We start from the raw sequence: 24,578 nt of genomic DNA on the forward strand, positions 1-24,578 counted from the left end.
GTCCGTGGTGGGTTGAAGAAGCAGGGGCAAGGCGCTGTAACGCCTGGCGATGCGGTGGTAACCGCTTGGTAACTCCCAATTTTAACCGGGGGACGCCGCCGAGGGCGATGGCAAATCCAACCGGTAGCAGGTGGTAAAGGGCGCCGGCGCCGGCGCTGCGCCAAAGTGCCCCCCATGGATGTCCGCCACGCGGCGCAGGATTTCGTGCCCCAGATGCAGGCTGTCGACCGCCGCCGTCCGCCCCGCTGCGCCGCCTGCTTGCTGGCGCGCACCGTCGTCACACACCTGCAGCCACGCGCCGCCGGAGTCGGCAGTGCCCAGCTGGACGGCGATCTGGGTGCCCTCGGGCGTGTGCTTGAGCGCGTTTTCCACCAGATTGCGCACTGCAATGTCCAGCAGCACCGCATGGCCGGGCACGATCAGCGCGGTCGGTGCGGACAGGCCGAGGTCGTCGCCCCGCTTCCACGCTGCCTGGGCATAGTCGGCGCACACCGACCGGGCCAGGGCGCTCAGGTCCACGGGCGCCTTGGCTTCGTGCAGCTCTGCCCGGCTGGCGCGGGCCAGGGCCAGCAACTGGTTGAGCACATGGCCCGCACGCAAGGCGTCCTGGCCGATGCGCGCCAGCGCCTGGGCCCGGGCCTCTTCCGTCAGCTCCCCCGCCAGGGCGCTGGCCTGCAGGGCAATGGAGGATAGCGGAGTACGCAACTCGTGCGCCACCTCGTTGGCCAGCCGGCGCTCGCGCACCATGGCGACCTGCTGGCGATCCAGCAAGGTGTTGATCGACGCCACCACCGACTCGAACTCGCTCCAGGCATGGCGCGAGGCCAGGCGCTGGGTACTGGCCGGGTCCAGCGCCGCCACATCCGCAGACAGCGCATACAACGGCCGCAGGCCGCGCCACAGCGCCAGCCCCAGGGCCAGCGACACCACGGGCAGCAGCCACAGGCCGGGCTCGATGAGCTGTCCGGCAATGTCATCGGCCAGCTCGTCCCGCTCGCGCAGCTCCAGCATCACCATGATCTTGCGGGTACGCCCGGCATCCCACTGCGAAAAGCTGCGCCAGGCCACCTTGTCGGGTCCAAGCGTGAGGTCGGCAAACCCCTCTGCGTCGCTGAAGGGCGGTTCGGGCACCGAGCCAGTGAGGACCAGCAACCGCCCCTGTGCATCCCACTGCACCACGCTGATGCTCTGCTGGTAGTCGTGCGACTTGAGCCAGGGGGTGGGGGTGCGCTCGGTCCGCCGCGGGCCCTCCATCGCCTCGGTCGCCCGCAGGTTGAGCAGCAGGGCGGCCACGCTGGCCAGGTGCCCGTCGGTCAGTTCGTCGGCCTCGTGCACGCCAGTCTGGTAGCCAATGAAGACGAAACTGCCCCAGACGATGGCCAGCGCGCCCAGCGACCACATCAGTAGCTGCCGGGTCAGCGAAGAGCGGCGCGCAGCGGCGGGAGCGTTCACGCGGGCGTCTCCTGCGGCATGAAGTAACCCACCCCGCGCATTGTCTGGATGCAGGCGCTGCCCAGCTTGCGACGCAGGTGGTGGATATGGACCTCGACCGCATTGCTCTCCACGGCAGCATCCCAGCTGTACAGGCGTTCCTCGATCTGCTGGCGTGACAGCACCCGGCCCCGCGCCTCCAGCAGCACCAGCAGCACCGAAAACTCGCGCGGAGACATCTCCACGGGCTTGCCTTGCTGGCGCACCGTGCGGGTCGCGGGGTCCAGCTCGATATCGCCCAGGCGGATGGTGGGAGAGGCCCGGCCCACCGCGCGGCGCAGCAACGCCCGCAGGCGCGCATCCAGTTCGTCCACGTCAAAGGGCTTGGTCAGGTAGTCGTCCGCGCCCTGATCCAGCCCCGCGATGCGCTGCTGCACCTGGTCGCGCGCCGTGACGATCAACACCGGGGTGGAGGGGTCCGGCAGGACAGCCGAAGCGGCCCCCGTTACGGGGGGACTCAGGCGCAGGCGCCGCAGCAGTTCGCTGCCGTCACCGTCCACCAGCCCCAGGTCCAGCAGCACGGCATCAAACCGCTCGGCGCGCAGGGCGCTCCAGGCGCTGGCGACGCCGTCACTGACATCCACCGCATAGCCACGCTGCTGGAGGTTGCTGCGCAGGCCGCTGGCTATGCCCGCATCGTCTTCGACCACGAGTATTCGCATGCAGGCATTGTCGCAGCCTGTCAGGACCGAGCGGGGCAGGGGCAATCGCTGCTTTAAGACGGCGTTAAGTACGGCCGCCTATCTTTCGGCACATGCAGCATTCGCCCGTCACGCCGTCCGCCACTCCCATCGCGCCGCCCTCTCCCACCCATCGCCATGCGCTGCTTTTCTGGACCCTGGGGGCATTGGCCTGTGTCGTGGCCTGGGATGCTGCAGGGCAAGACCTCGCGTTTGCCCAGGTGTTTGGCTCATCCAACGGGTTTCCGATGCGAGACCAGTGGTTTTTTGTGCAGGTGTTGCACGAAGGAGCCCGCCGCCTGGGATGGCTGCTGGTGCTGCTGCTGGCGCTGAGCGTGTGGTGGCCCCGAGGCTTTCTGCGCAAGCTGGACGCCAGCGAGCGCCTGCAGATGGCCGTGAGCGCCCTGCTCTCGCTGGCCGTGGTCAGCATCACCAAAAACCTCAGCGCCACCAGTTGCCCCTGGGACCTGGCGCAGTTCGGCGGTGTGGCGCGCCATGTGTCGCACTGGGCGCTGGGCGTGCTCGATGGCGGCAGCGGCCGCTGCTTTCCGGCAGGCCATGCCTCTGCCGGGTTCGCGTTTTTAGGAGGCTACTTTGCACTGCGCCACAAGGCGCCCTCAGCCGCGCGCTGGTGGCTGGCGGGCTCGCTGCTGGCCGGGTTTGTATTGGGTGCGGCACAGCAGGTGCGAGGCGCGCACTTCATGAGCCATACGCTGTGGACCGCTTGGCTGTGCTGGGCCACGGGCTGGCTCTGCGATCTGGCGGCCACGGCGTTGCGCCCCCGCTTTCCGAATTTCGCGAGCACCACCCCGCCACCGGACGGCTCCCATGCTTGAACTCGATCTGGTCTTGTTTCAGGCCCTCAATGCAGACGCCGCCACCTTGCCTGCCGTGGTGACGGTGGCACGGTGGGTGTCTCAGCAACTGCCCACCGCCATGGGCGGCCTGCTGCTTGGCAGCCTGGTGCTGGGCAATGCAGAGCAGCGGCGCTCGCTCGCGCTGGCGCTGGCATCCATGGCCCTGGCATGGATCGGCGTACAGCTGTTGCGGCTGGCTTTTCCCATGCCCCGGCCTGCGCAGCTGGGCCTGGGCATCCAGTGGATTGAACACGCTGCGCGTGCGGGTTTTCCCAGCATGCATGTGGCCGGGGCGGCCGCGCTGGCGGCAAGTCTGCTCCTGCGGCCGATTACGGGACTGACCTGGCTGACCTGGCTGGCCGCCGTCGTGACGGCGGCCATGCTGTGGAGCCGCGTCTGCCTGGGCGTGCACTTCCCGTCCGACGTGCTGGCCGGCCTGCTCACCGGTGGACTGGCGGCTGCGGCCATCCACGCACTGGCGGCGCGGGCGCCGCGCCTGCAAGCCCTGCTGCACAAATCGCCACAAGGCAACGCACACTGACCGCCGTCCGGCGCTCCCTGACCCCTCTCCGAGGCGCTGCCCCGGAATAGGGAGGGGGCCACCGACCTCGCTGGTCAGCTGGCGACGCAGATTTTCAGCATGTTCGTGCCGCCCGGCGCACCCATGGGCTCGCCGCAAGTGATGGCGTATACATCGCCCTTTTGCACGATGTTGCGGCTCTTGAGGTGGCGCTCGGCCTGGTCCAGCGCAGTGTCGCGGTCGGCACTGGTGTCCATGAGCAAGGGACGCACGTTGCGGTACATGGCCATCTTGCGTTGTGTGGCCACCTTGGGGGTGAGCGCGTAGATGGGGATGCGGATGCTGTGGCGGCTCATCCACAGCGCCGTGGCCCCGCTGTCGGTCATGGCCACGATGGCCTTGGCGCCCAGGTGGTGGGCCGTGAACAGCGCGCCCATGGCGATGGACTGGTCGATGCGGCCAAAGGTCTGGCCGGTGAAGTCGGCATCCAGCTGGTGGTCTTCAGCCGCTTCGGCAGCCGCACAGATGGTGGCCATCTCTTCCACGGTTTCGAGCGGGTAGCGGCCAGCGGCCGTTTCGGCGCTCAGCATCACGGCGTCGGTGCCGTCGAGCACGGCGTTGGCCACGTCACTTACCTCGGCGCGCGTGGGCACGGGGTTGGTGATCATGCTTTCCATCATCTGCGTGGCGGTGATGACGACCTTGTCCAGATCGCGCGCCATGCGGATCATTTTCTTTTGCAGCGCGGGCACGGCCGCATTGCCCACTTCCACCGCCAGGTCGCCGCGCGCCACCATGATGCCGTCGCTCACGCGCAGGATGGCCTCCAGGTGCGGGATGGCCTCGGCGCGTTCGATCTTGGCGATCAGGCCCGGCTTGTGGCGGTACTCGGACGCGGCCACGTTGCACAGCTGACGCGCCATTTCCATGTCGGTCGCGTTCTTGGGGAAGCTCACCGCCACATAGTCGGCCTGGAAGCTCATGGCCGTGCGGATGTCTTCCATGTCCTTGGCCGTGAGGGCCGGCGCCGTCAGGCCGCCGCCCTTCTTGTTGATGCCCTTGTTATTCGACAGCTCGCCGCCCACCTTGACAGTGGTGTGCACTTCTTCGCCGCGCACCGCATCCACGGTGAGCACGATCAGGCCATCATTGAGCAGCAACAGGTCGCCCGCCTTCACATCGCGCGGCAGTTCCTTGTAGTCCAGCCCCACGCCATTGATGTCGCCCAACTCGGTGCGCGAGGCATCGAGCACGAACTTGGCGCCCGGCTCCAGCTGCACCTTGCCCTCGGCAAACTTGCCCACGCGGATCTTGGGGCCCTGCAGGTCGGCCATGATGGCCACTTCGCGGCCCGCACGCTGGGCGGCAGCACGCACCGTGGCAGCGCGGTCGATATGGTCCTGTGCCTTGCCGTGGCTGAAGTTCAGCCGCACCACGTTCACCCCCGCTCGGATCATCGCCTCCAGCAGCGCCGGGTCGCTCGACGCAGGACCCAGGGTGGCAACAATCTTGGTGGCGCGGCGGGTAGGCATGGACATGTCTCTTTTCTCTCGGTCGTTGGGGATGTAATCGAGTTTCAATTCTCACACGAAGCGGTTACATGCGAGTTACCCGCGCAGCAGCAACACGGCTCAGTGCTTCAGAGCAGCGGGGATGACAACAGATGTGCCAGCACATGCGCAATGATCGCGGCCTCCAGGCCGTGGCGCGCAAACAGCCAGCCCGCCACCAGGCCAAAAACTGTATTGCCCACCAGGACGAACGCCACCACCGGCGCGGTCAACACCCCGGCCAACGCCTGCGCGGCAGGCAGGTGCCCCACGGCAAACAACACGGCGCTCAACAGCACCGCCCCAGCCACCAGCCCCTTGCCTGGGCGCCCCTGACCACGCTGCAACAGGCGCCAGCCCAGCCACAACAGCAGGGTCATCACGCCCCAACGCACCAGTAGCTCTTCGGTGATGCCGCCGTAGAGCAGCTTGACCACCAGCGGCATGGCACTGGCAGGATCGGACGGCTGCAGCGCCGTGGGCGCCAGCCGGGACAGCACCCATAGCCACGCAGCGCCCGCCACGCCACTGCAGACTCCGGGCACAAGTTGGGTACGCAGCGCGGGGCCCATGGGTCTGCCTGTCAACCAGGCAGACACTGCGGGCGCCTGCAGGCCCACGCGGGGCGCCAGCCACACCCCGAGTGCCACGGCCAGCGCCAGGAGCACCGCCGTCTGTAACCCGCTAAGCAAAAGCACGGCCTCTGGCGGCAGCGGCAGCAGGGCGGCATTGGCCTTCAAGGTGGGCAGCAGCGTCCAGACCACCGCCACCACGCCGGGCATGCCCAGCAGCCACAGCGCGCCGCCCAGCCGCCACTTGCCGGGCTGAGTCGGCGCATGGGCCGCATCGGCTCCGGCAGCGTTGTCCACGGCCATGGTGTTGCCCACGTTCAGGCGCGCATCAGCGCCTCGATCTCGTCGGCCTTCACCGGCACGCCGCGCGTGATCAGCTCACAACCCGTCTCGGTGACGATGGCATCGTCTTCGATGCGGATGCCGATGTTATGGAACTGCTCAGGCACCCCTTCGGCGGGACGCACGTAGATGCCGGGCTCGATGGTCAGCACCATGCCGGGCCGCAGGATACGGCTGGGGCGGTTGGTGATGGTTTCACCCGAGAGCGGGTCTTTGCGTTCGCTGGTCTGGCCCACCTCGCCGGGCTCCACATAGCTGCCGCAGTCGTGCACATCCATGCCCAGCCAGTGGCTGGTGCGGTGCATGTAGAACTGGAAGTAGGCACGTTTGTCGATCACGTCCTGTGCGGTGCCCACCTTGTTCTTGTCGAGCAGGCCCAGGTCCAGCATGCCCTGGGCCAGCACGGCCACCGTGGCGTCGTGCGGGTCGTTGAAACGCGCGCCCGCCTTGGTGGCCGCCACGGCCGCATCCTGGCTGGCCAGCACCAGGTCGTACAGCGCGCGCTGCGGGCCGGTGAACTTGCCGTTGGCCGGGAAGGTGCGGGTGATGTCGCTGGCGTAGCTGTCCAGCTCGCAGCCTGCGTCGATCAGCACCAGCTCGCCATCGCGCACAGGCGCTGCATCGGCACGGTAGTGCAGCACGCAGGCATTCGCACCCGCTGCCACGATGGAGCTGTAGGCCGGGTACTGCGAGCCCGCGTCGCGGAACGCATGCAGCAGCTCGGCATCCAGGTGGTATTCGCGCACATCCTCCCCGGCGCGCAGCATGCGGGCCGAGCGCTGCATGGCGCGGATGTGAGCCTGCGCACTGATGGCGCTGGCGCGGCGCATGATGTCCTGCTCGTGCGCGTCCTTGAACAGGCGCATCTCGTCGAGCAAGGTGCACAGGTCGTTTTGCTCGGCAGGGCAGATGGCGCCGTAGCGCACCCGCCCGCGCACCACATTGAGCCAGCCCTCCACGCGCGCGGCCAGGCCGCTGTGGGTGGCAAACGGGTACCAGACGCAGGCCGTGTTTTCAAGCAGGCGCGGCAGCTTGCTGTCCAGCTCGGCCATCGAATGCGCGGCGTCCACGCCCAAGGCTGCGGACGCAGCGGCCGGGCCCAGGCGGTAGCCGTCCCAGATCTCGCGCTCCAGGTCTTTGGGCTGGCAGAACAGCGTGCTACGGCCATCCGCCGCCACAACCAGACAGGCACCGGGCTCGGTGAAGCCGGTCAGGTAATAGAAGTAGCTGTCGTGGCGGAACAGAAAGTCGCTGTCCCGGTTGCGTGGACGCTCCAGCGCCGTGGGGATGATGGCAATGCCCCCGGGGCCCAGCTGGGCAGCCAGGTGCGCGCGGCGCTGGGCATAGACGGAGGCAGGCACGGTGGTGTTCATGGCGCGTCGAGAGAAAGGGTGTTGAGTTCGGCCAGCCGCTCGGGCGTGCCCACATCGGTCCAGCGGCCGGTGTAGAGCTGCGCACTGACGCGGCCATTGTCCATGGCCCGGCGAAGCAGGGGCGCCAGCGGGGCTTTGATGCCGCCCGGGTTGCCCGGTGGAATGTCGCACCAGGGCAGCGCAAACAGCTCGGCGCGCAGCAGGGCGATGGTGCTGTAGGTGTAGCGCGGGGCGGGGTCGGCGGCGGGCAGATTCAGCGCCAAGCCGTCGGCCGACAGGCCAAAGTCGCCGCGCGGGTTGTGGGCGGGGTTGGGCACCAGCCACAGGTGGGCCAGATAGTCACTGGCCTCAAAGGCCGCTACCGCGGCGCTGTCGAACACGAAGTCGGGCGCAAACACATCGCCCGCCGCCAGCCAGAACACCGGCCCCAGCTGGGGCAGCGCGCGCGCAATGCCCCCGGCAGTTTCCAGCGCGCCACCAAAGTCCACCCCCTCGTGAGAGTATGAAATTGATAGCTGTTCAGGCATATTTTTCCTGCACTTGGAGGCAAAAACGCTGGGAAAATACCCGCTGATCTGCCCACCCAACCATGCGGTGTTGATCACCGCCCTCTCGACACCCGCATCCAGCAAGGCCTGTAGGTGCCACTGCAGCAGCGGCTGACCCTGCACCTGCAGCAGGGGCTTGGGGGTGGTGTCGGTCAGCGGGCGCATGCGTTCGCCCCGGCCGGCGGCCAGCAGCAATGCGGGCACCTGGTGGTGAACAGGACTCATGCCGCCACCCCGCTCACCACACCCCGCTGCAGCGCATGGCGATCCACGGCCGTGGGCTGGAACAAGGCCAGCAGCGTGTCCATCAGCGCATGTGCCTTGGCCGAATGGTCGGCGCCGAAGTTACACACATACACATCCAGCGTCACCGCGCGCTGCTCGGGCCAGGTGTGTACACACAGGTGCGACTCTGCTAGTAAAACAGTAGCGGTCACCCCACCAGGGCCGTGCACCGTGGCCGGAAACTCATGAAACAACTGCCCCACGGCCTGCAGTCCGGCGGCGCGCACCGCATCGGTACAGGCCCGGCCCAGGGCGGTGGCGTCCAGCAGCCAGGCACTGGCGCAGCGGCAGCCCTGGAGATCGGCGGTGAGGTGCAGTCCTTGCATGGCCCGCACTGTAGTGCATTGCCGCCCTGCGCCCAGCGTGCGGCTGGCCGATTCAGGCGGGTGAAAGCCGCGCCGGTAAAATGCCGGGTTTCCCCTGAACCTCCCACCCTGAACCACTCCCCCATGGCCAACACCCAGCAATCCCAACAGATGGCAAATGCGATCCGCGCATTGGCCATGGACGCCGTTCAACAAGCCAACTCCGGCCACCCCGGTGCCCCCATGGGCATGGCCGACATGGCCGTGGGCCTGTGGGCTCGCCACCTCAAGCACAACCCCACCAACCCCCAGTGGTTTGACCGCGACCGTTTTGTGCTGAGCAACGGCCACGGTTCGATGCTGATTTATTCGCTGCTGCACCTCACGGGCTACGACCTGCCCATGAGCGAGCTCAAGAACTTCCGCCAGCTGCACAGCAAGACCGCCGGCCACCCCGAAGTGGGCATCACCCCCGGCGTGGAAACCACCACCGGCCCGCTGGGCCAGGGCATCACCAACGCCGTGGGCTTTGCGCTGGCCGAGAAGCTGCTGGCCGCCGAGTTCAACCGCGAAGCCCATGCGGTGGTGGACCACAACACCTACGTGTTCCTGGGCGACGGCTGCCTGATGGAAGGCATCAGCCAGGAAGCGATTTCGCTGGCAGGCGCCTGGAAGCTGAACAAGCTGATCGCCCTGTACGACGACAACGGCATCTCCATCGACGGCCAGGTGACACCCTGGTTTGCCGACAACACGGCCTTGCGTTTTGTGTCCGCCGGCTGGAACGTGATCGGCCCCATCGACGGCCACGATGCCGACAAGGTGGCGGACGCGATTGCGGAAGCCAAGAAGCAGACCGAGCGCCCCACGCTCGTCATCTGCAAGACGCACATCGGCAAGGGCAGCCCCAACCGCGCCAACACCTCCAAGGCCCACGGCGAGCCCCTGGGAGCCGAAGAAATCAAGCTCACGCGCGAAGCCCTGGGCTGGACGGCGGAGCCCTTCGCCATCCCCGAAGACGTGTACGCCGGTTGGGACGCCAAGGCAGCAGGCGCTGCCGCCGAAGCCACCTGGAACAAACGTTTTGCCGCCTACACCGCAGCCTTCCCCGAACTGGCTGCCGAGCTGACCCGCCGCATGAACGGCGACCTGCCCGCCAACTTTGCGCAAGTGGCCGTGGACACCGTGGTCGCCGCCCACACCAAGGGCGAGACCGTGGCCAGCCGCAAGGCCAGCCAGCTGGCGCTGGAAGCCTTCACCGCCGCCCTGCCCGAGCTGCTGGGCGGCAGCGCCGACCTGACGGGCTCCAACCTCACCAACACCAAGAGCACGCCCAACCTGCGCTTCGACATGCAGGGCAACGTGGTCAAGACCGAAGTGGCCGAAGGCCAGAAGATCGGTGGCCGCCACATCAACTACGGTGTGCGCGAGTTCGGCATGGCCGCCATCATGAACGGCGTGGCGCTGCACGGCGGCTTCATCCCCTACGGCGGCACCTTCCTGACCTTCAGCGACTACAGCCGCAACGCCATTCGCATGGCCGCGCTGATGAAGCAGCGCGTGATCCACGTGTTCACGCACGACTCGATCGGCCTGGGCGAAGACGGCCCCACGCACCAATCCATCGAGCACGTGGCCAGCCTGCGCCTGATCCCGAACCTCGATGTCTGGCGCCCGGGTGACACGGCAGAAACCGCAGTGGCCTGGAGCGTGGCCCTGTCCAACCGCAACAAGCCCACCGTGCTGGCCCTGTCGCGCCAGAACCTGCCCTACGCGCCCAAGCGCGACCTGGGCGACATCAGCCGCGGTGCCTATGTGCTGTCCGAGCCCGCCGATGTGGGCATCAAGAAGAAGCCCCAGGCCGTGATCATCGCCACCGGCTCTGAAGTGCAGCTGGCCTTGAAGGCCCAGCGCCTGCTGGCCGACAAGAAGATCGCCGTGCGTGTGGTCTCCATGCCCAGCACCACCACCTTCGACCGCGAAGACGCCAAGTACAAGAGCAGCGTGCTGCCCGCTGGCGTACCCCGCGTAGCGGTGGAAATGGGTGTGACCGACGGCTGGTGGAAGTACGGCTGCGCCGCCGTGGTGGGCATCGACACCTACGGCGAATCGGCCCCGGCCCCCGTGCTGTTCAAGCATTTCGGCTTCACCGAAGAGAACGTGGCCGACGCGGTGCTGGTGGCCATTGGCGCCGCGCGCCTCAAACCCGCCAAAAAGGCCCGGTAAGACTCCCTTTGCCCGCTGCGCACCGCTGCCAGCGGGCGCGCGGCGGCAAATTCCTGATTTCGATTTTGCAACCTTGGAGAGACACCCTATGACGATCAAGATTGGTATCAACGGCTTCGGCCGCATCGGCCGCAACGTGCTGCGCTCGGCCATCCAGAACTTCAGCGACATCGAAGTCGTGGGCATCAACGACCTGCTGGAGCCCGACTACCTGGCGTACATGCTGCAGTACGACTCGGTGCACGGCCGCTTTGACGGCACCGTGGCCGTGGAAGGCAACACCCTGATCGTCAACGGCAAGAAGATTCGCCTGACGCAAGAGCGCGACCCAGCCAACCTGAAGTGGAACGAAGTCGGCGCCGACGTGGTGATCGAATCCACCGGCCTGTTCCTGGACAAGGTCTCTGCGCAGAAGCACATCGATGCGGGCGCCAAGAAGGTGCTGCTGTCGGCTCCCTCGAAGGACGACACCCCCATGTTCGTGTTCGGCGTGAACCACACCACCTACGCAGGCCAGGCCATCATCTCCAACGCCTCGTGCACCACCAACTGCCTGGCCCCCGTGGCCATGGTGCTGAACAACAAGTGGGGCATCAAGCGCGGCCTGATGACCACCGTGCACGCTGCCACCGCCACACAAAAGACCGTGGACGGCCCTTCGAACAAGGACTGGCGCGGCGGCCGCGGCATTCTGGAAAACATCATCCCTTCGAGCACTGGCGCTGCCAAGGCCGTGGGTGTGGTGATCCCGGCGCTGAACAAGAAACTGACCGGCATGTCCTTCCGCGTGCCGACCTCCGACGTGTCGGTGGTGGACCTGACGGTGGAGCTGGATAAGGCTGCCACCTACGAAGAAATCAAGGCCGAGATGAAGGCGCAGTCCGAAGGCGCCCTGAAGGGCGTGCTGGGCTACACCGAAGACAAGGTGGTGGCCACCGACTTCCGTGGCGACACCCGCACTTCGATCTTTGACGCGGACGCCGGCATCGCGCTGGACGGCACCTTCGTGAAGGTCGTTAGCTGGTACGACAACGAATGGGGCTACTCGAACAAGTGCCTGGAAATGGTGCGCGTGGTCGCCAAGTAAGCTTTCTTTGAGAAGTTGAAAAAGCGCTAGAAGCAACTACCCTGTTCAAGCCGGTCGCCTGCAAAGGCCACCGGCTTTTTTTCCGCCTGCGCGGTACTGGCCCACGGAATCAGGTCGCCGCCACGGCAGGTGCCTGCGGCGGCGTGCTGGCAATGTGCACCGTGCGGGTGGGGAATGCAAACTCCACCCCCATGGCCTTGAACTCACGCAGCAGTCCCAGGTTGATGGACTGCTGCAGGTCCATGTACAGGTTGTAGGCCGGGTCTTCGACGATGTAGACCACTTCGTAGTCCAGCGAGTTGGTGCCCAGTGCCTTGAAATGTGCACGGTCAAAGCGCAGCTCTGGGTGCGCCTCGATGAGCTTGCGCACGACGCCTGGAATCGCCTCGGCCTGCTCGGGGGTGGTGCCATAAGCCACGCCAAAGGTGAACACGATGCGCCGCCGCTCCAGCATGCGGAAGTTGCTGATGGTCTGCTTGAGCAGGTCAGTGTTGGACATCACGATCTGCTCGCCCTGCAAGCTGCGGATGCGCGTGGTCTTGAGGCCGATCACCTGCACCGTGCCCGACACGTTGCCCACCACGATGAAGTCGCCTACCTCAAAAGGCTTGTCCACCGCAATCGCCAGCGAGGCGAACAAGTCGCCCAGGATGTTCTGCACCGCCAGCGCCACGGCAATACCACCCACCCCCAGGCTAGCGATGAAGGCCGTGATATTCACCCCCACGTTGGACAAGATGGCCAGCAGCACCACGCTCCACAGCAGCGTGCGCAGCCCCCACGACATCAGCGTGGCCGAAGCGCTGACCTGCGTCATGCCGCTGGACGAGTGCCGCTCCACATAGCGGCGCACGCCGATGCCGATCGCGCGCATGCCCCACAGCCCCATCTGCAGCGCCACGGCCACAAACCACAGCTGGCTCAGGCGGCTCTCCCAACGGCCCGGCAGGTCCAGCAGACTGGCGCCCACCAGCAGCGCCACCACCAGCATCAGCGTGCGGCTCGTGCCTTCCAGCACGTCCACCAGGGTCAGTGCCATGCCGCTGTGTGACTGCGTGGCCCACCCTTTGGCGCGACGGGTCAGCAAGTGCAGCACCACAAGGATGGCGGCGTAGGTAGCGACAGCCGCTGCCAGGGCCACACACAGGCTCCATAGCGGCACACCCGCAAAAGTGGTCTCCTGGACCCAGATGAAAAACGTGGATGGCGGCATGCAGTAACTCTCCTCTTCGTTGTGCAAGGGGGATAGGTGGAAGGCGGGCGTACGGCGTGCGCAAACAGCCCGCGCACAGGCATCGGCAGCAGACGGCGCAGCCTGGGGACAACGCGGTGTGCGTGTGTTGCCCTTGATCGAGGCCCATGCAAAGCGAGAGTTCCCCGACGCGCCTTCACATCCGTCGCACTCACAGTGTCAGCGCCCGGCGTGCAAATGTTCGTAAGACATGCCCGACAGCGATACAGAGGCAGGACCTACGCCCGCTCGCTGAGCGGGCCCCAACAATGCATCAACACCAGAACCCCCTGGTTGCCCACCCCACACACGGGTGCGGCGTCTCCAACAACCTCCAGAGGAGTCCCACACACCATGCATTCATCTGCACTGATCCGCACTGCCACAGCGGCAATCGCACTGGGCGCACTGGCCGCCTGCTCGTCCACCCCCGCCCCCACCGAACAGATGGCGGTCACCCGCACCACCGTGAACCGCGTAGCGGCGGCACCGGCGGTGGCCACCAGCGCCCCCGTACAACTGCAGCAGGCCCGCGAGAAGCTCATCCAGGCCGAGAAGGCCATGGCAGAAAAGGACTATGTGGCCGCGCGCCGCCTGGCCTCAGAGGCAGAGGTCGACGCTCGCGTGGCCGAGACGCGCGCCGACGCCGCGGGCAATGCCGCCACCCTGGCCCAGGTGCAGGACAGCATCCGCGCACTGCAAGACGAAATCAACCGCCGTTCGCCCCGCTAGTCCAGCGCCCTGCGCGGTGCCCAGTGCGCCCCGCCTGGCGGCTACGCCTCTCGCCCACCGGCGCCAAGGCCCCAGATGGCCCCGCGATTGAATTCACTCCAATACCCAAGGAACATCCAACCATGCCACGCTTTTTTCACCGCACCACCGCCCTGTGCACCAGTCTGATTGCCGTGGGCCTGCTGGCCGCCTGCGCTAGTACCACCCCGTCGCCCGCCCTCGAAGAAGCCCGCACTGCCGTGAGCACTGCGGCAGGCGACCCGGCCGTCAACCAGTACGCCCAACTCGAACTCAAGCAGGCCACCGATGCCCTGGCCCAGGCCGACAGCGTGTGGGCCGATGACAAGGACACCTCCGAGACCAACCACCTGGCGTACATCGCCCGCCAGCGCGCCGAGATTGCCACCAACACGGCCCGCGCACGCCAGCTCGATGCCAATATCAAGCAGGCCGGCAGCGAAGCCGATCGCATCCGCCTGCAGGCCCGCACCCAGGAGGCCGATGCCGCCCGCCTGCGCGCACAACAGGCCCAGCAGCAGGCCATGAGCGCCGAGCAGCGCGCCGCACAACAGCAGGCACAAGCCACCGCCGCCATGGCCCAGGCCAACGCCGCGCAAGACCGTGTGCGCGCACTCGAAGCCCAGCTGCGCGACATGGAAGCCCAGCAAACCGAACGCGGCCTGCTGGTGACCTTGGGCGATGTGCTGTTTGCCTTCAACAAGGCCGAGCTGTCAGCGCAAGCGGCCCCACGTTTGGACAAGCTGGCCAACTTCCTCAAGCAGTTCCCGGACCGCAAGCTGCTGATCGAGGGCTACACCGACAGCGTGGGTGGCGACAGCTACAACCAGGACCTGTCAGACCGCCGCGCGCAGGCCGTGCGCGATGCACTGGTGCAGCGCGGCGTGGACAGCAGCCGCATCACCGCACGCGGCTATGGCAAGGCCCACCCGGTGGCCGACAACGCATCACCCGAAGGTCGCGCCATGAACCGCCGCGTGGAGATCGTGATTGCGGATGACAAGGGGAACTTGCGCGGGCGTTGATGCCTCGCACACGCCCTCTCAGGCCGCAGTGAAGCTGCGGTGCTGAGGCCCCACTAGACCGCGCCGCTCACGCTGCGCGGTCTGCAAACGTCTCGGTATCCACTTCGCTCGCAGCTTGCGCGTTGTAGCGGTTGCCCACCACCGTGCGCTCGTTGATCAGCGCATCCAGCCGCGCCATGGTGGCGGCATCCAGCCGCACATTGGCAGCCCCCAGGTCGTCCTGCAAATGCGCCACGCTGGTGGTGCCCGGGATGGGGATGATGTGCTCGGCCTTGTGCAGCAGCCATGCCAGCGCCAGTTGGGCGGGCGTGCAGCCCACATCGCGCGCAATGGCCTGGTAGCCGTCGAGCAGCGCCAGGTTGGCCGCATAAGCGTCGGGCGCAAAACGGGGCATGGCGCGGCGGATGTCCTTGGCGTCGAGCGTGCTCACATCGCGCAGCTCGCCACAGAGAAAGCCCCGCGCCACGGGGCTGAACGCCACAAAGGCGGCACCCAGTTCGTGGCAGGCGTCCAGCACGGCGATCTCGGGGTTGCGCGTCCACAGCGAATACTCGGTCTGCACCGCCGCAATCGGGTGCACCGCGTGGGCCTTGCGCAAGGTGGCGGCCGACACCTCCGACAGGCCGATGCTGCGGATCTTGCCCGCGCGCACCAGATCGGCCAGTGCGCCCACGCTGTCTTCGATGGGCACCTTCTTGTCCCAGCGGTGCAGGTAATACAGGTCAATCACATCGGTCTGCAGGCGGCGCAGGCTGTCTTCGCAGGTCTGGCGCAGCGTGGCGGGGCGGCCATCGATCACGCGCACCAGCTTGCCGTCGCCGTTCACATCAACACCCTGCATGCCACATTTGCTGGCCAGGGTGAAACGGCTGCGTTGCTGCTTGAGCACACGGCCCACCAGGGTTTCGTTGGCGCCAAAGCCATAGAGCGTGGCGGTGTCGAACAACGTCACGCCCGCATCCAGCGCGGCCAGCAGCACGCGCTCGCCCTGCTCGGCAGACACCGGTGCGCCATAGGCGTGCGAGAGGTTCATGCAGCCCAGGCCAATAGCCGAGACGGAGAAAGGTCCCAAGGTTCTTTGTTGCATGCCGCGAGCTTACGGCAAGCGCGGCAACCGACCGGGTGGCTCGGGCTTGGGTGGAGGCGTGGAGCCTAGGCAGCCAGTGGCCGCTTCGCCCACAACTCGATCCGCTCACCCGCTGCGCAGGCGGCCACCAACTGCGCAAACCGCGCCTCCCGGGTCGCATCGCGTTTGGCGGAGGTCACCCAGTGCAGCATCACCTTGCGGTAGCTGGGCGGTGTGGATTCCTGAAAGTACCGCCACGCGGCTTTGTTGCGCTGGAACGCACGCTGCAGCGCCACCGGCAGCTCGGCCACTCCCGCCTGTTCGTGCGAGTAGATGGCCGACTTGTCGGCCTTGCGGTGCGCAAAGGCGGCCAGCCCCGCAGGCGTCATGCGGCCCGCCGCCTGCAACTGCTCCACCTTCGCGATGTTGACCGCACTCCAGATCGACGACGGCTTGCGCGGCGTGAAACGGATCGAGTACGTGTGCTCGTCAATACGCCGCCGAATGCCATCGATCCAGCCAAAGCACAGGGCTTCGTCCACCGACTCCGACCAGCCCATGCTGGGGCGGCCCGAGCCCACTTTGTGAAAACCCACCAGCAACTCAGGCGCGCTGGCCGCATGGCGCTCCAGCCACTGGCGAAACGCCTGCGGCGTGGCGAAGAAGGTGGGGGTGGTCTGGGAGGCCATGGTGTTGCGAACGTCCTTCCTGCGTGCTGCCGGGCGGGCTGGCTATTGCTGCTGTGCCGGTGGGTCGGCTAGGCCACCAAGACGTCTTGCGCAAGCTCGGCGCAGGGCCCCAGGGGCAACACGCACAGTGTCACGCTGTCGAGCGTGAGCACCAAGCCCAGTTGCCCGCCCACCTGCACCACCCCACCCACCGTGGCCGGTGCGCGCGAGGCACGCGATGGCACGGATTGCACGGAGCGCTGCATCGCCATCGCACTCACGGGCGGCTGGCGCAGCAGGGCCCACAGGGCCTGCGGGTCCCGAAATTGCAGCGACTGCAGATAAAGACGCAGCACCGCAGGGTCGCCGTCACTGGGTTCATCGCGCCCATCACCGTGGCGGGCCTGCGTTTGGGACTGCGCTTCGGCCTGCCGCAGGCGCTGCAATGCGCGGCGCAATTGCTGGCGGCTGGCCGTTTCCGTCCGGCCGGTGGCCTGCGCCAGCTCGGCATGGCTGGCATCGAACACCGCATGCAGCAGCACTGCGGCGCCCTCCATAGGCGTCACGCACGCCGCCAGCCGCCGCAATGCGAGCGTGGCTTGCTGCGCCAGCGCGGCATCGGCCTCTGCCGAGGGCGCGACCGAACCGGCAACATCGCCAAGCGCAATCTGCGTGGCTTCGGTCAGCCATTGGGCCATCCACTGGCGCCGCCGCAGGCGGTCGATGGCCAGGTTGCGCACCACCGTCAACAGCCACGCCTGGGCCGCATTGAGCGCCGGGGCCTGGGCCTCCAGCGCACGCACGTAGGCGTCTTGCACGGCGTCCTCGGCCTCGGCCGGACCCAGCAGGCGCGTGGCGGCGCGCAGCAGGGTGCTGCGGCTGGCGTTCACCAGCGCCATCAGATGTTCATCGTTCTGCATCGGGGCATGGTGCCACAGGCTGCGGCAAGCCGCACATCGCCAGACCATGGCTCGCATAGGTTGGCGGCGCTCAGTTCAAGAGCCCGCTTTGCGAGCGGACCGTCAACTTTCCCTGCGCCTTGCCGATATCCAGGGATGCAAGTTGGCAGCACCACCTCCTCCCCCGTCAAACCTTCTTCCTCCAGCGGCAGCAGCGACATCGCCAAGCTGCAAAAGCAGCTGCGTGAACTGACGGAGGAACTCAAGGGCGTGGTCAGTTCCGACATGGACGCCAAGGCCAAACAAGAGAAGGCCAAGCTGCTGCAGGCGCAGATCCAGATGGTGCAAGCCCAGATTACGGCGATACAGCGCGCGCAACAGCAAGAGCAGCAACTGTCCCAGGTGGCGAAGGCCGAAGAGGCGGCGGCCAATGCCGCGCAGCAAAAGAAGACCCAGGCGGCAAAGACTTCATCTTCTGGCCTGGGCAATAACGTCGATACCTACGCCTGAGCAGTAGGGCTTGGGGAGAAGGCTGCCAACCTGCAGCACACCGCCCCCGGCATGCGTCCGGCGCCCCATGGGCCTGCGGCGTCCGCGACAAGCTCCACCCGCCATTGCATGGACAATCTCGGCATGTCTGGCGCACCTACTACTTCACACCCTTCTTCCGCCCACCCCGTACTGATCGCCGGGGGTGGCATTGGTGGCATGGCCACCGCCCTCACCCTGCACCAGATCGGCGTGCCCTGCATCGTCTTTGAGACGGTGCCGGAACTGCAGCCGCTGGGCGTGGGCATCAACCTGCAGCCCAACGCCGTGCGCGAGCTGCACGACCTGGGGTTTGGCAACGACGTGCTGGACACCATTGGCCTGCAGGCGCGCGAATGGGCGCTGGTGGGCCGCAACGGGAACGAGGTGTATGCCGAGCCGCGCGGCCTGGAGGCGGGCTACCACTGGCCGCAGTATTCGGTGCACCGGGGTCAGCTGCAGATGATGCTGTACCACGCCGTCAAAGCCCGCCTGGGCGACAACGCCGTGCAGCTGGGGCAACGTGTAGTGGGCTACCGGCAGGATGCGAATGGCGTCACCGCCATCGTCGAGACACGCGACGGCGAGAAGCGTGAAGTAGCGGGCTCGCTGCTGATTGCGGCCGACGGCCTGCACTCGGCCGTGCGGGCGCAGATGCACCCCACGCAGCCCCCCATCCAGTGGGGTGGCGCCATCATGTGGCGGGGCACCACGCCGGGGGTGCCGGTGCGCACGGGTGCTTCGTTTGTGGGCGTGGGCTCGCTGCGACACCGCGTGGTGTTCTACCCCATCACGCCGCCGGACCCGGCCACAGGCCTGGCCACCATCAACTGGATTGCCGAGATCACGGTGGACAACCAGGGCGGCTGGCAGCACGGCGACTGGAACCGGCGCGTTGCGCTGGAGGAGTTCGCTCACCACTTTGACGGCTGGAACTACAGCTGGCTGGACGTGCCCGCCATGCTGCGCGGCGCCAAAGACATTTTTGAATACCCCATGATCGACCGCGACCCCGTGCCCACCTGGGTGGACGGCCGCGTGGCGCTGCTGGGCGATGCGGCGCATGTGATGTACCCCGTGGGCTCCAACGGAGCCAGCCAGGCCATCGTGGATGCGCGCGTGCTTGGCGCGCAGCTGATTGCGCACGGCGTGGGCCCGCAGGCGCTGCGCGCCTACGACGACAAGCTGTGCAAGGACATCTCGGCGCTGGTGCTGCGCAACCGGGGCTCTGGGCCCTTTGGCCTGCTGGGGCTGGTGGACGAGCGCTGCGGCGGGGTGTTCGACCACATCGACGACGTGCTGCCGCGTGAGGAGCGCAAGGGTTTCATGGCCCGGTACAAAGCGGCGGCGGGGTTTGCCATCGAGACGCTGAATGCAGCGCCGCCCACCATTGCACCGGGGCAGCGCGTGGCGGTGGGCTGAACAGTCCAAAGCAAAGCAGCACCGGGCGGACCAGTCGGTCCGCCATCCATCGCATGCCGAGCGCGCAAGCGCAGGGCCATGTCACGCCCGGCGTGTCTCGTTCGTCAAGGCAGTCCTGTCACTCTATTCAAAGACTTGGCCCCATGGACACGCCAGATACCCACACCCCACCCTCCACCCCTGGCGCCGAGCCGCGCACGTCGTACCTGGAAGAAAAGGCCTTCAAGGCGCGCACCCTGCTGGTCTTCGGCACCATCACCGACACGCTGGCCGCCGATGTGGCGCGGCGGCTGATTGCGCTGGATGCAGAGAGCGCCGAGCCCATCGACATGCTGGTGAGTTCGCCCGGCGGGCACCTGGAGTCGGGCGACACAATCCACGACCTGGTGCGCTTTATCGCTGCGCCGGTGAACATGATCGGCACCGGCTGGGTGGGCAGCGCGGCCACGCACCTGTACCTGGCGGCACCGCGCGAGCGGCGGTTCTGCCTGCCCAACACACGCTTTTTGATCCACCAGCCCAGTGGGGGCGCGGGCGGCCCGGCCAGCGACATCGCCATCCAGGCGCGCGAGATGGTGAAGGCGCGCGAGCGGATTGCAGGCACCATCGCCCGGCAGACAGGCAAACCGCTGGAGGTGGTGCTGGCCGACATCGAGCGGGACCGCTGGATGTCGGCCGAGGAGGCCGTGGACTACGGCCTGGTCTCGCGCGTCATCGAGAACAAAGCGGCACTCAAGGGATGAGGCCGTGCCGCTATTTACTATTAAATAGATAGCTATCAGCGCTTGATGGTCGGGCGGAAACGGCCTTTCTTACTTGAAATCAGCCCGCGTTGAGCTGCTGCTCCAGGTTGTGCAGCACCTGGTAGCACGGCAGCACCTGCGCCACGCTGGCGTTGGGCTCGCGGCCTTCCTTGATCGCGGCGAAGAACTCGCGGTCCTGCAGCTCGATGCCGTTCATCGACACATCGACCTGGCTCACGTCGATCTTCTCTTCCTTGCCGTTCACCAGATCGTCATAGCGGGCGATGTAGGTGGCGGTGTCGCCGATGTAGCGGAAGAAGGTGCCCAGCGGGCCGTCGTTGTTGAAGCTCAGGCTCAGCGTGCAGATCGCACCGTTGGCGGCCTGCAGCTGGATGCTCATGTCCATGGCAATGCCCAGATCCTTGTGGATGGGGCCCTGGATGGCGTTGGCTTTGACGATGGGGCTGCCGGCCTGGTAGGCGAACAGGTCCACCGTGTGGGCCGCGTGGTGCCACAGCAGGTGGTCCGTCCAGCTGCGGGCCTGGCCCAGCGCGTTCATGTTGGTGCGGCGGAAGAAGTAGGTCTGCACATCCATCTGCTGGATGTTGAACTCGCCTGCGGTGATCTTCTTGTGCACGTACTGGTGGCTGGGGTTGAAGCGGCGGGTGTGTCCGCACATGGCGACCAGGCCGGTCTGCTTTTGCAGGGCGACGACCTTCTCGCCATCGGCCAGGATGTCGCACAGCGGGATCTCGACCTGCACATGCTTGCCCGCTTCCAGGCAGGCGAGGGACTGGCTGGCGTGCATCTGCGTGGGCGTGCACAGGATCACGGCGTCCACTTCCTTGATGGCCAGGCTGTCGGCCAGGTCGGTGGTGACGTGTTTGATGCCGTACTTGTCGGCCACTTCCTGGGTCTTGGCCAGGTCGCGGCTGATGAGGGAGACGACTTCCACGCCGTCGATGTTCTTGATGCCGTCCAGGTGCTTGATGCCGAAGGCGCCTGCGCCTGCGAGTGCGACTTTGATGGTCATGGTGTGTGTCCTTTGGCGGGTTTTTTACGTGTTCTCAAGAATCAGGTGGCCCACGGCGGTGTTCGACGCGGGCACATGGTAGAAGCGGTGCGCCAGCTTCGGCGGCTTGCCTCCAGCCACATCGGCCATTGCGCCGCGCGCGATGAGCCACATCACCAGCTCGATGCCTTCGCTGCCCGCCTCGCGCACGTAGTCAATGTGCGGGATGCTGGCGGCGGCCTCGGGGTCGGCAATCAGCTTGTCGAGGAAGGCGTTGTCGAACTCCTTGTTGATGAGCCCCGCGCGCGGGCCCTGCAGCTGGTGGCTCATGCCGCCCGTGCCCCAGATGTGCACGTTCAGGTCCTCGTCGTAGCTCTCCACCGCCTTGCGGATCGCCTGGCCCAGGTTGTAGCAGCGGCGGCCGCTGGGCACGGGGTACTGCACCACGTTCACGGCAAACGGGATCACCGGGCAGGGCCATGCGCCCTTCACGGGGTCCTGCTCGCCAAACATCAGCGACAGGGGCACAGTCAAGCCGTGGTCCACGGCCATCTTGTTGACGATGGTGAGGTCAAAGTCCTGCTGGATGACCGACTGCGCAATGTGCGCGGCCAGGTCGGGGTGGCCGATGACCTTGGGCACGGGGCGCGGGCCAAAGCCCTCGTCGGCCACTTCGTAGTCGGCGGCGGTGCCGATGGCGAAGGTGGGGATCAGGTCCAGGCTGAAGGCGGTGGCGTGGTCGTTGTAGACCAGGAAGATCACATCCGGCTTGTTGTCCTTGACCCATTGCTTGCCAAACTCGTAGCCCGCGAACACGGGCTTCCAATAGTCTTCGTGGGTCTTGCCCAGGTCCATGGCCGCGCCAATGGCGGGCACATGCGATGTGAACACGGAGGCGGTGATTCTGGCCATCGTCAAATTCCTTTCTTGCCCGCGCTGCCCTGGGGCTGGCGGTGCGCCTGCGCGTCGCCGTCTTCGCCAATCACGCGGTTGCCGTTGGCCGACCGGCCACCGTTGATCATCATGTTGCGGTATTCCTCTTCGGTCATGCCGGTCATGCTGCCTGCCATCTGCTGAAAGCTCTTGCCGTCGGTGGAGCCGATCTTGGCCAGAAAGTAGATGTTGCCGCCCAGGCGAATGCACCAGTTCAGGTCGCGCGCCAGCACGGCCTGCTTCTGCTCTTCGGTCATCGCCCATTCGTCCAGGTAGGCGCGTTCATCGGCCTTGAAGCGCGCGCGGTTCTCGGCCTTCATCAGGCTCATGCAGAACTGGTTGAGCCAGTAGCCCTTGCGGCTTTGCTCGGCGTCGAAGATGGTCGTGCCGGGCACGTCCAGGTAGGGTTTGTCGAGTGGCATGGCATCAGCCTTTCTTTGTCACTTCTTCAGGCCAATACAGGCGCATGGGGTTGTCCACCAGCAGCTTCTGCTGCAGCTCAGCCGTGGGCGCGATGTGCGGTATGAAGTCCACCAGCAGGCCGTCGTCGGGCATGTGGTCCTTGAGGTTGGGGTGCGGCCAGTCGGTGCCCCACAGCACGCGATCGGGGAATTCTGCAACCACCTTGCGGGCAAAGGGCACCACGTCCTGGTACGCGTTCTGCTCACCGTTCAACGCCTTGGGGCCGGTCACGGAGAGGCGCTCGGGGCAGCTCACCTTGCTCCACACATTGGGGTGCTGGCGCATGAACTTAAGGAACAGCGCGAACTCTTCGCTGTCCACACCCTTGCTCACATCGGGGCGGCCCATGTGGTCCACCACCACGGTGGTGGGCAGGGCGGTGAAGAAGTCCCACAGCTCGGGCAGGTCCACCGCCTCGAAGTAGATGACCACATGCCAGCCCAGCTTGGCGATGCGCGCGGCAATCTCCATCAGCTCGTCCTTGGGCGTGAAGTCCACCAGGCGCTTGACGAAGTTGAAGCGCACACCGCGCACACCAGCGTCGTGCATGGCCTGCAGCTCCTGGTCGGTGACCGAGCGCTTGACGGTGGCCACGCCACGCGCCTTGCCGCCGGAGTGCACCAGCGCATCGACCATGGCGCGGTTGTCCGCACCGTGGCAGGTGGCCTGCACGACCACGTTGCGCGCAAAGCCCAGGTGGTCGCGCAGCGCAAACAGCTCGTGCTTGCTCGCGTTGCACGGGGTGTACTTGCGCTCGGGCGCGTACGGAAATTCAGCACCAGGGCCAAACACGTGGCAGTGCGCGTCCACGGCGCCCGCAGGCAGCTGGAATTGGGGCTTGGCAGGGCCGGCATACCAGTCAAGCCAGCCGGAGGTTTTGGTGAAATCACCGGAAGTCGGTTTGGACATCTTGGTTCTCGCAGGGTTCGGGTCAATCGGGTTTGATGTTGGCTTCACGCACCAGTTTTTCGTAGCGTTGGCGATCGGAACGAATCAATGCCGCAAACTGGTCGGCCCCGCCCGGCAGCACCTCGCCACCGACGGCCGCCATGCGGTCGCGCACTTCCTTGGTCTGGAGCGCCTTTTGCACTTCAGCGTGCAGCTTGGCGACGATGGGCTTGGGGGTGGCCGCCGGTGCGACCAGGCCGTACCAGACCGAGGCCTCAAAGCCCGGGAAGCCAGACTCGGCAATGGTCGGTGCGTCAGGGAACACAGCGGTGCGTTTGGCGCTCAGCACGGCCAGCACTTTCAGGCGGCCACTCTTCACGTGGGGCTGGGCCTCGAGGGCGTTCACGGCCACCAAGGGCAACTGGCCGCCGATCACGTCGGTCAGCGCCTGAGATCCGCCCCGGTAGGGGATGTGCAGCAACGAGACGCCGGCAGCGCGCTTGAAGAACTCGATCGCCATGTGGGGGGTGGACCCATTGCCGGGGCTCGCAAAGGAAATGCTGCCGGGCCCGGCCTTGGCAGCGGCAATCAGCGACTTGATGTCGCTGTAGGGTGCGTTGATATTGGCGGCAATCACCACCGGCACGCGGCCGACCAGCGCCACCGGGACCAGGTCCTTTTCCGCATCGAACGGCATCGGTTGGTAGAGCGCCATGTTGGCCGCCAGCGCGTTGGCCGCCATCAGCAGGGTGTACCCATCGGGTGGCGACTCAATGACGTATTTGACGGCAATGTTGGTGCCCGCGCCAGGCTTGTTGTCCACCACAAACGGCTGCCCCAGGCTGGCCTGCAATGCCTGCCCTACCGACCGCGCCACAGCGTCCACGGCGCCGCCCGCCGAGTAGCCGACGACGATCTTGACCGGTTTGGAAGGGAAGTCTTGCGCGCGGGCCGCCAGGGGCACCGCCCCAGCCGCCACCAGGGACGAGACAGCCAGCGTGCCCAGCAAGCGACGCGAGATCAGAGCGAATGGAGCGAGCATGGAAGTGGGCCTGTGCAATGGAAGGGATGGAGCAAACAGACGACAAGGACCAACGAGAACCTCAAGGGACGAG

At 66.5% G+C, this 24,578-nt stretch carries 25 protein-coding genes; 9 read left to right on the top strand and 16 right to left on the bottom strand.

What is annotated here, in order from left to right:
• Nucleotides 1–81: 81 nt before the first annotated feature.
• Complete coding sequence (locus C8C99_RS13540) at nucleotides 82–1,401, bottom strand: histidine kinase dimerization/phospho-acceptor domain-containing protein (protein ID WP_108627158.1); 1,320 nt, start codon at nucleotides 1,399–1,401, stop codon at nucleotides 82–84.
• Between the two features lie 47 nt (nucleotides 1,402–1,448).
• The gene (locus C8C99_RS13545; protein WP_056643757.1) at nucleotides 1,449–2,153 is read right to left on the bottom strand and encodes a response regulator transcription factor; all 705 of its coding nucleotides are present in this window, start codon (nucleotides 2,151–2,153) and stop codon (nucleotides 1,449–1,451) included.
• Between the two features lie 92 nt (nucleotides 2,154–2,245).
• Here C8C99_RS13545 and C8C99_RS13550 point away from each other — a divergent pair, with 92 nt between their 5' ends.
• Nucleotides 2,246–3,007 carry a phosphatase PAP2 family protein gene (locus tag C8C99_RS13550; RefSeq protein ID WP_233247222.1) on the top strand — a complete coding sequence of 254 codons (762 nt, stop codon included), beginning with the start codon at nucleotides 2,246–2,248 and terminating at the stop codon, nucleotides 3,005–3,007.
• A complete protein-coding gene (locus tag C8C99_RS13555) occupies nucleotides 3,000–3,569 on the top strand; it encodes a phosphatase PAP2 family protein (protein WP_108626007.1) in 570 nt (189 codons plus the stop codon). Before C8C99_RS13550 ends, C8C99_RS13555 begins: the two co-directional genes overlap by 8 nt.
• 74 nt (nucleotides 3,570–3,643) lie before the next feature.
• Here C8C99_RS13555 and pyk read toward each other — a convergent pair whose 3' ends face one another.
• From pyk to speD, 5 genes are all read right to left on the bottom strand, one after another.
• On the bottom strand, nucleotides 3,644–5,080 hold the full coding sequence (pyk, locus tag C8C99_RS13560; RefSeq protein ID WP_108627160.1) for a pyruvate kinase: 1,437 nt from the start codon (nucleotides 5,078–5,080) through the stop codon (nucleotides 3,644–3,646).
• Between the two features lie 107 nt (nucleotides 5,081–5,187).
• A complete protein-coding gene (locus C8C99_RS13565; protein WP_108627161.1) occupies nucleotides 5,188–5,973 on the bottom strand; it encodes a CPBP family intramembrane glutamic endopeptidase in 786 nt (261 codons plus the stop codon).
• A gap of 14 nt (nucleotides 5,974–5,987) precedes the next feature.
• Nucleotides 5,988–7,385, bottom strand: a complete 1,398-nt coding sequence (locus C8C99_RS13570; RefSeq protein WP_108626008.1) for an aminopeptidase P N-terminal domain-containing protein — start codon at nucleotides 7,383–7,385, stop codon at nucleotides 5,988–5,990.
• Nucleotides 7,382–8,158: a nucleotidyltransferase family protein gene (locus tag C8C99_RS13575; protein WP_108626009.1), complete on the bottom strand. Its 777-nt coding sequence runs from the start codon at nucleotides 8,156–8,158 to the stop codon at nucleotides 7,382–7,384. Before C8C99_RS13575 ends, C8C99_RS13570 begins: the two co-directional genes overlap by 4 nt.
• Nucleotides 8,155–8,544 (bottom strand): adenosylmethionine decarboxylase, encoded by a 390-nt coding sequence (speD, locus tag C8C99_RS13580; protein ID WP_108626010.1) that lies wholly within the window; start codon nucleotides 8,542–8,544, stop codon nucleotides 8,155–8,157. The genes C8C99_RS13575 and speD overlap by 4 nt, the downstream gene beginning before the upstream one ends.
• A 123-nt stretch (nucleotides 8,545–8,667) precedes the next feature.
• Between speD and tkt the strand changes: the two genes are divergently transcribed.
• Entirely contained in the window at nucleotides 8,668–10,749 is a 2,082-nt protein-coding gene (gene tkt / locus C8C99_RS13585; protein ID WP_108626011.1) for a transketolase, read from the top strand.
• A gap of 88 nt (nucleotides 10,750–10,837) precedes the next feature.
• Nucleotides 10,838–11,836 carry a type I glyceraldehyde-3-phosphate dehydrogenase gene (gene gap, locus C8C99_RS13590; protein ID WP_056643768.1) on the top strand — a complete coding sequence of 333 codons (999 nt, stop codon included), beginning with the start codon at nucleotides 10,838–10,840 and terminating at the stop codon, nucleotides 11,834–11,836.
• A gap of 109 nt (nucleotides 11,837–11,945) precedes the next feature.
• Here the strand turns inward: gap and C8C99_RS13595 are convergent, their stop codons facing one another.
• Nucleotides 11,946–13,049, bottom strand: a complete 1,104-nt coding sequence (locus C8C99_RS13595; RefSeq protein WP_108626012.1) for a mechanosensitive ion channel family protein — start codon at nucleotides 13,047–13,049, stop codon at nucleotides 11,946–11,948.
• Between the two features lie 372 nt (nucleotides 13,050–13,421).
• Here C8C99_RS13595 and C8C99_RS13600 point away from each other — a divergent pair, with 372 nt between their 5' ends.
• Nucleotides 13,422–13,799, top strand: coding sequence for a DUF4398 domain-containing protein (locus C8C99_RS13600; RefSeq protein ID WP_108626013.1), 378 nt, complete (start codon nucleotides 13,422–13,424; stop codon nucleotides 13,797–13,799).
• A gap of 122 nt (nucleotides 13,800–13,921) precedes the next feature.
• Nucleotides 13,922–14,842 carry an OmpA family protein gene (locus C8C99_RS13605; RefSeq protein WP_108626014.1) on the top strand — a complete coding sequence of 307 codons (921 nt, stop codon included), beginning with the start codon at nucleotides 13,922–13,924 and terminating at the stop codon, nucleotides 14,840–14,842.
• Between the two features lie 67 nt (nucleotides 14,843–14,909).
• Here the strand turns inward: C8C99_RS13605 and C8C99_RS13610 are convergent, their stop codons facing one another.
• From C8C99_RS13610 to C8C99_RS13620, 3 genes are all read right to left on the bottom strand, one after another.
• Nucleotides 14,910–15,929, bottom strand: coding sequence for an aldo/keto reductase (locus tag C8C99_RS13610; RefSeq protein ID WP_108626015.1), 1,020 nt, complete (start codon nucleotides 15,927–15,929; stop codon nucleotides 14,910–14,912).
• A 65-nt stretch (nucleotides 15,930–15,994) separates the two neighbouring features.
• The gene (locus C8C99_RS13615; RefSeq protein WP_108626016.1) at nucleotides 15,995–16,597 is read right to left on the bottom strand and encodes a YdeI family protein; all 603 of its coding nucleotides are present in this window, start codon (nucleotides 16,595–16,597) and stop codon (nucleotides 15,995–15,997) included.
• 68 nt (nucleotides 16,598–16,665) lie between these two features.
• Nucleotides 16,666–17,496, bottom strand: a complete 831-nt coding sequence (locus tag C8C99_RS13620; RefSeq protein WP_108626017.1) for an RNA polymerase sigma factor — start codon at nucleotides 17,494–17,496, stop codon at nucleotides 16,666–16,668.
• A gap of 135 nt (nucleotides 17,497–17,631) precedes the next feature.
• On the opposite strand from C8C99_RS13620, the gene C8C99_RS13625 reads away from it, so the two are divergent.
• The 3 genes from C8C99_RS13625 to C8C99_RS13635 all read left to right on the top strand — a co-directional run bounded on the left by C8C99_RS13625 (nucleotide 17,632) and on the right by C8C99_RS13635 (nucleotide 20,168).
• Nucleotides 17,632–17,985 (top strand): FlxA-like family protein, encoded by a 354-nt coding sequence (locus C8C99_RS13625; RefSeq protein WP_108626018.1) that lies wholly within the window; start codon nucleotides 17,632–17,634, stop codon nucleotides 17,983–17,985.
• A gap of 123 nt (nucleotides 17,986–18,108) precedes the next feature.
• Nucleotides 18,109–19,425: a flavin-dependent oxidoreductase gene (locus C8C99_RS13630; protein ID WP_108626019.1), complete on the top strand. Its 1,317-nt coding sequence runs from the start codon at nucleotides 18,109–18,111 to the stop codon at nucleotides 19,423–19,425.
• 143 nt (nucleotides 19,426–19,568) lie between these two features.
• Entirely contained in the window at nucleotides 19,569–20,168 is a 600-nt protein-coding gene (locus tag C8C99_RS13635) for an ATP-dependent Clp protease proteolytic subunit (protein ID WP_108626020.1), read from the top strand.
• A 79-nt stretch (nucleotides 20,169–20,247) separates the two neighbouring features.
• On the opposite strand, the gene C8C99_RS13640 is transcribed toward C8C99_RS13635, so the two are convergent.
• Genes C8C99_RS13640 through C8C99_RS13660 form a run of 5 tightly spaced genes read right to left on the bottom strand, consistent with a single transcriptional unit; the run spans nucleotide 20,248 to nucleotide 24,505 of the window.
• Nucleotides 20,248–21,201, bottom strand: a complete 954-nt coding sequence (locus C8C99_RS13640) for a Gfo/Idh/MocA family oxidoreductase (RefSeq protein ID WP_108626021.1) — start codon at nucleotides 21,199–21,201, stop codon at nucleotides 20,248–20,250.
• A gap of 24 nt (nucleotides 21,202–21,225) precedes the next feature.
• Nucleotides 21,226–22,092 (bottom strand): class III extradiol dioxygenase subunit beta, encoded by an 867-nt coding sequence (locus C8C99_RS13645; RefSeq protein WP_108626022.1) that lies wholly within the window; start codon nucleotides 22,090–22,092, stop codon nucleotides 21,226–21,228.
• Between the two features lie 2 nt (nucleotides 22,093–22,094).
• Nucleotides 22,095–22,535 (bottom strand): protocatechuate 4,5-dioxygenase subunit alpha, encoded by a 441-nt coding sequence (gene ligA, locus C8C99_RS13650; RefSeq protein ID WP_108626023.1) that lies wholly within the window; start codon nucleotides 22,533–22,535, stop codon nucleotides 22,095–22,097.
• 4 nt (nucleotides 22,536–22,539) lie between these two features.
• Entirely contained in the window at nucleotides 22,540–23,484 is a 945-nt protein-coding gene (locus C8C99_RS13655; protein ID WP_108626024.1) for an amidohydrolase family protein, read from the bottom strand.
• A 22-nt stretch (nucleotides 23,485–23,506) separates the two neighbouring features.
• Nucleotides 23,507–24,505 (bottom strand): tripartite tricarboxylate transporter substrate binding protein, encoded by a 999-nt coding sequence (locus tag C8C99_RS13660; protein ID WP_108626025.1) that lies wholly within the window; start codon nucleotides 24,503–24,505, stop codon nucleotides 23,507–23,509.
• Between the last annotated feature and the right edge of the window lie 73 nt (nucleotides 24,506–24,578).

Source organism: Acidovorax sp. 107, from assembly GCF_003058055.1.
Taxonomy (GTDB): Bacteria; Pseudomonadota; Gammaproteobacteria; order Burkholderiales; family Burkholderiaceae_C; genus Acidovorax.

What these genes read in the sequence shown, in the direction of transcription:
- C8C99_RS13570 (WP_108626008.1), bottom strand. Translation starts at nt 7,385, where the DNA reads ATGAACACCACCGTGCCTGCCTCCGTCTATGCCCAGCGCCGCGCGCAC.
- C8C99_RS13655 (WP_108626024.1), bottom strand. Translation starts at nt 23,484, where the DNA reads ATGTCCAAACCGACTTCCGGTGATTTCACCAAAACCTCCGGCTGGCTT.
- C8C99_RS13565 (WP_108627161.1), bottom strand. Translation starts at nt 5,973, where the DNA reads ATGGCCGTGGACAACGCTGCCGGAGCCGATGCGGCCCATGCGCCGACT.
- C8C99_RS13625 (WP_108626018.1), top strand. Translation starts at nt 17,632, where the DNA reads ATGCAAGTTGGCAGCACCACCTCCTCCCCCGTCAAACCTTCTTCCTCC.
- tkt (WP_108626011.1), top strand. Translation starts at nt 8,668, where the DNA reads ATGGCCAACACCCAGCAATCCCAACAGATGGCAAATGCGATCCGCGCA.
- C8C99_RS13545 (WP_056643757.1), bottom strand. Translation starts at nt 2,153, where the DNA reads ATGCGAATACTCGTGGTCGAAGACGATGCGGGCATAGCCAGCGGCCTG.
- C8C99_RS13645 (WP_108626022.1), bottom strand. Translation starts at nt 22,092, where the DNA reads ATGGCCAGAATCACCGCCTCCGTGTTCACATCGCATGTGCCCGCCATT.
- C8C99_RS13620 (WP_108626017.1), bottom strand. Translation starts at nt 17,496, where the DNA reads ATGCAGAACGATGAACATCTGATGGCGCTGGTGAACGCCAGCCGCAGC.
- C8C99_RS13575 (WP_108626009.1), bottom strand. Translation starts at nt 8,158, where the DNA reads ATGAGTCCTGTTCACCACCAGGTGCCCGCATTGCTGCTGGCCGCCGGC.
- ligA (WP_108626023.1), bottom strand. Translation starts at nt 22,535, where the DNA reads ATGCCACTCGACAAACCCTACCTGGACGTGCCCGGCACGACCATCTTC.
- C8C99_RS13605 (WP_108626014.1), top strand. Translation starts at nt 13,922, where the DNA reads ATGCCACGCTTTTTTCACCGCACCACCGCCCTGTGCACCAGTCTGATT.
- C8C99_RS13595 (WP_108626012.1), bottom strand. Translation starts at nt 13,049, where the DNA reads ATGCCGCCATCCACGTTTTTCATCTGGGTCCAGGAGACCACTTTTGCG.
- C8C99_RS13550 (WP_233247222.1), top strand. Translation starts at nt 2,246, where the DNA reads ATGCAGCATTCGCCCGTCACGCCGTCCGCCACTCCCATCGCGCCGCCC.
- C8C99_RS13635 (WP_108626020.1), top strand. Translation starts at nt 19,569, where the DNA reads ATGGACACGCCAGATACCCACACCCCACCCTCCACCCCTGGCGCCGAG.
- C8C99_RS13640 (WP_108626021.1), bottom strand. Translation starts at nt 21,201, where the DNA reads ATGACCATCAAAGTCGCACTCGCAGGCGCAGGCGCCTTCGGCATCAAG.
- C8C99_RS13630 (WP_108626019.1), top strand. Translation starts at nt 18,109, where the DNA reads ATGTCTGGCGCACCTACTACTTCACACCCTTCTTCCGCCCACCCCGTA.
- C8C99_RS13660 (WP_108626025.1), bottom strand. Translation starts at nt 24,505, where the DNA reads ATGCTCGCTCCATTCGCTCTGATCTCGCGTCGCTTGCTGGGCACGCTG.
- speD (WP_108626010.1), bottom strand. Translation starts at nt 8,544, where the DNA reads ATGCAAGGACTGCACCTCACCGCCGATCTCCAGGGCTGCCGCTGCGCC.
- C8C99_RS13540 (WP_108627158.1), bottom strand. Translation starts at nt 1,401, where the DNA reads ATGTGGTCGCTGGGCGCGCTGGCCATCGTCTGGGGCAGTTTCGTCTTC.
- C8C99_RS13555 (WP_108626007.1), top strand. Translation starts at nt 3,000, where the DNA reads ATGCTTGAACTCGATCTGGTCTTGTTTCAGGCCCTCAATGCAGACGCC.
- gap (WP_056643768.1), top strand. Translation starts at nt 10,838, where the DNA reads ATGACGATCAAGATTGGTATCAACGGCTTCGGCCGCATCGGCCGCAAC.
- C8C99_RS13600 (WP_108626013.1), top strand. Translation starts at nt 13,422, where the DNA reads ATGCATTCATCTGCACTGATCCGCACTGCCACAGCGGCAATCGCACTG.
- pyk (WP_108627160.1), bottom strand. Translation starts at nt 5,080, where the DNA reads ATGCCTACCCGCCGCGCCACCAAGATTGTTGCCACCCTGGGTCCTGCG.
- C8C99_RS13615 (WP_108626016.1), bottom strand. Translation starts at nt 16,597, where the DNA reads ATGGCCTCCCAGACCACCCCCACCTTCTTCGCCACGCCGCAGGCGTTT.
- C8C99_RS13610 (WP_108626015.1), bottom strand. Translation starts at nt 15,929, where the DNA reads ATGCAACAAAGAACCTTGGGACCTTTCTCCGTCTCGGCTATTGGCCTG.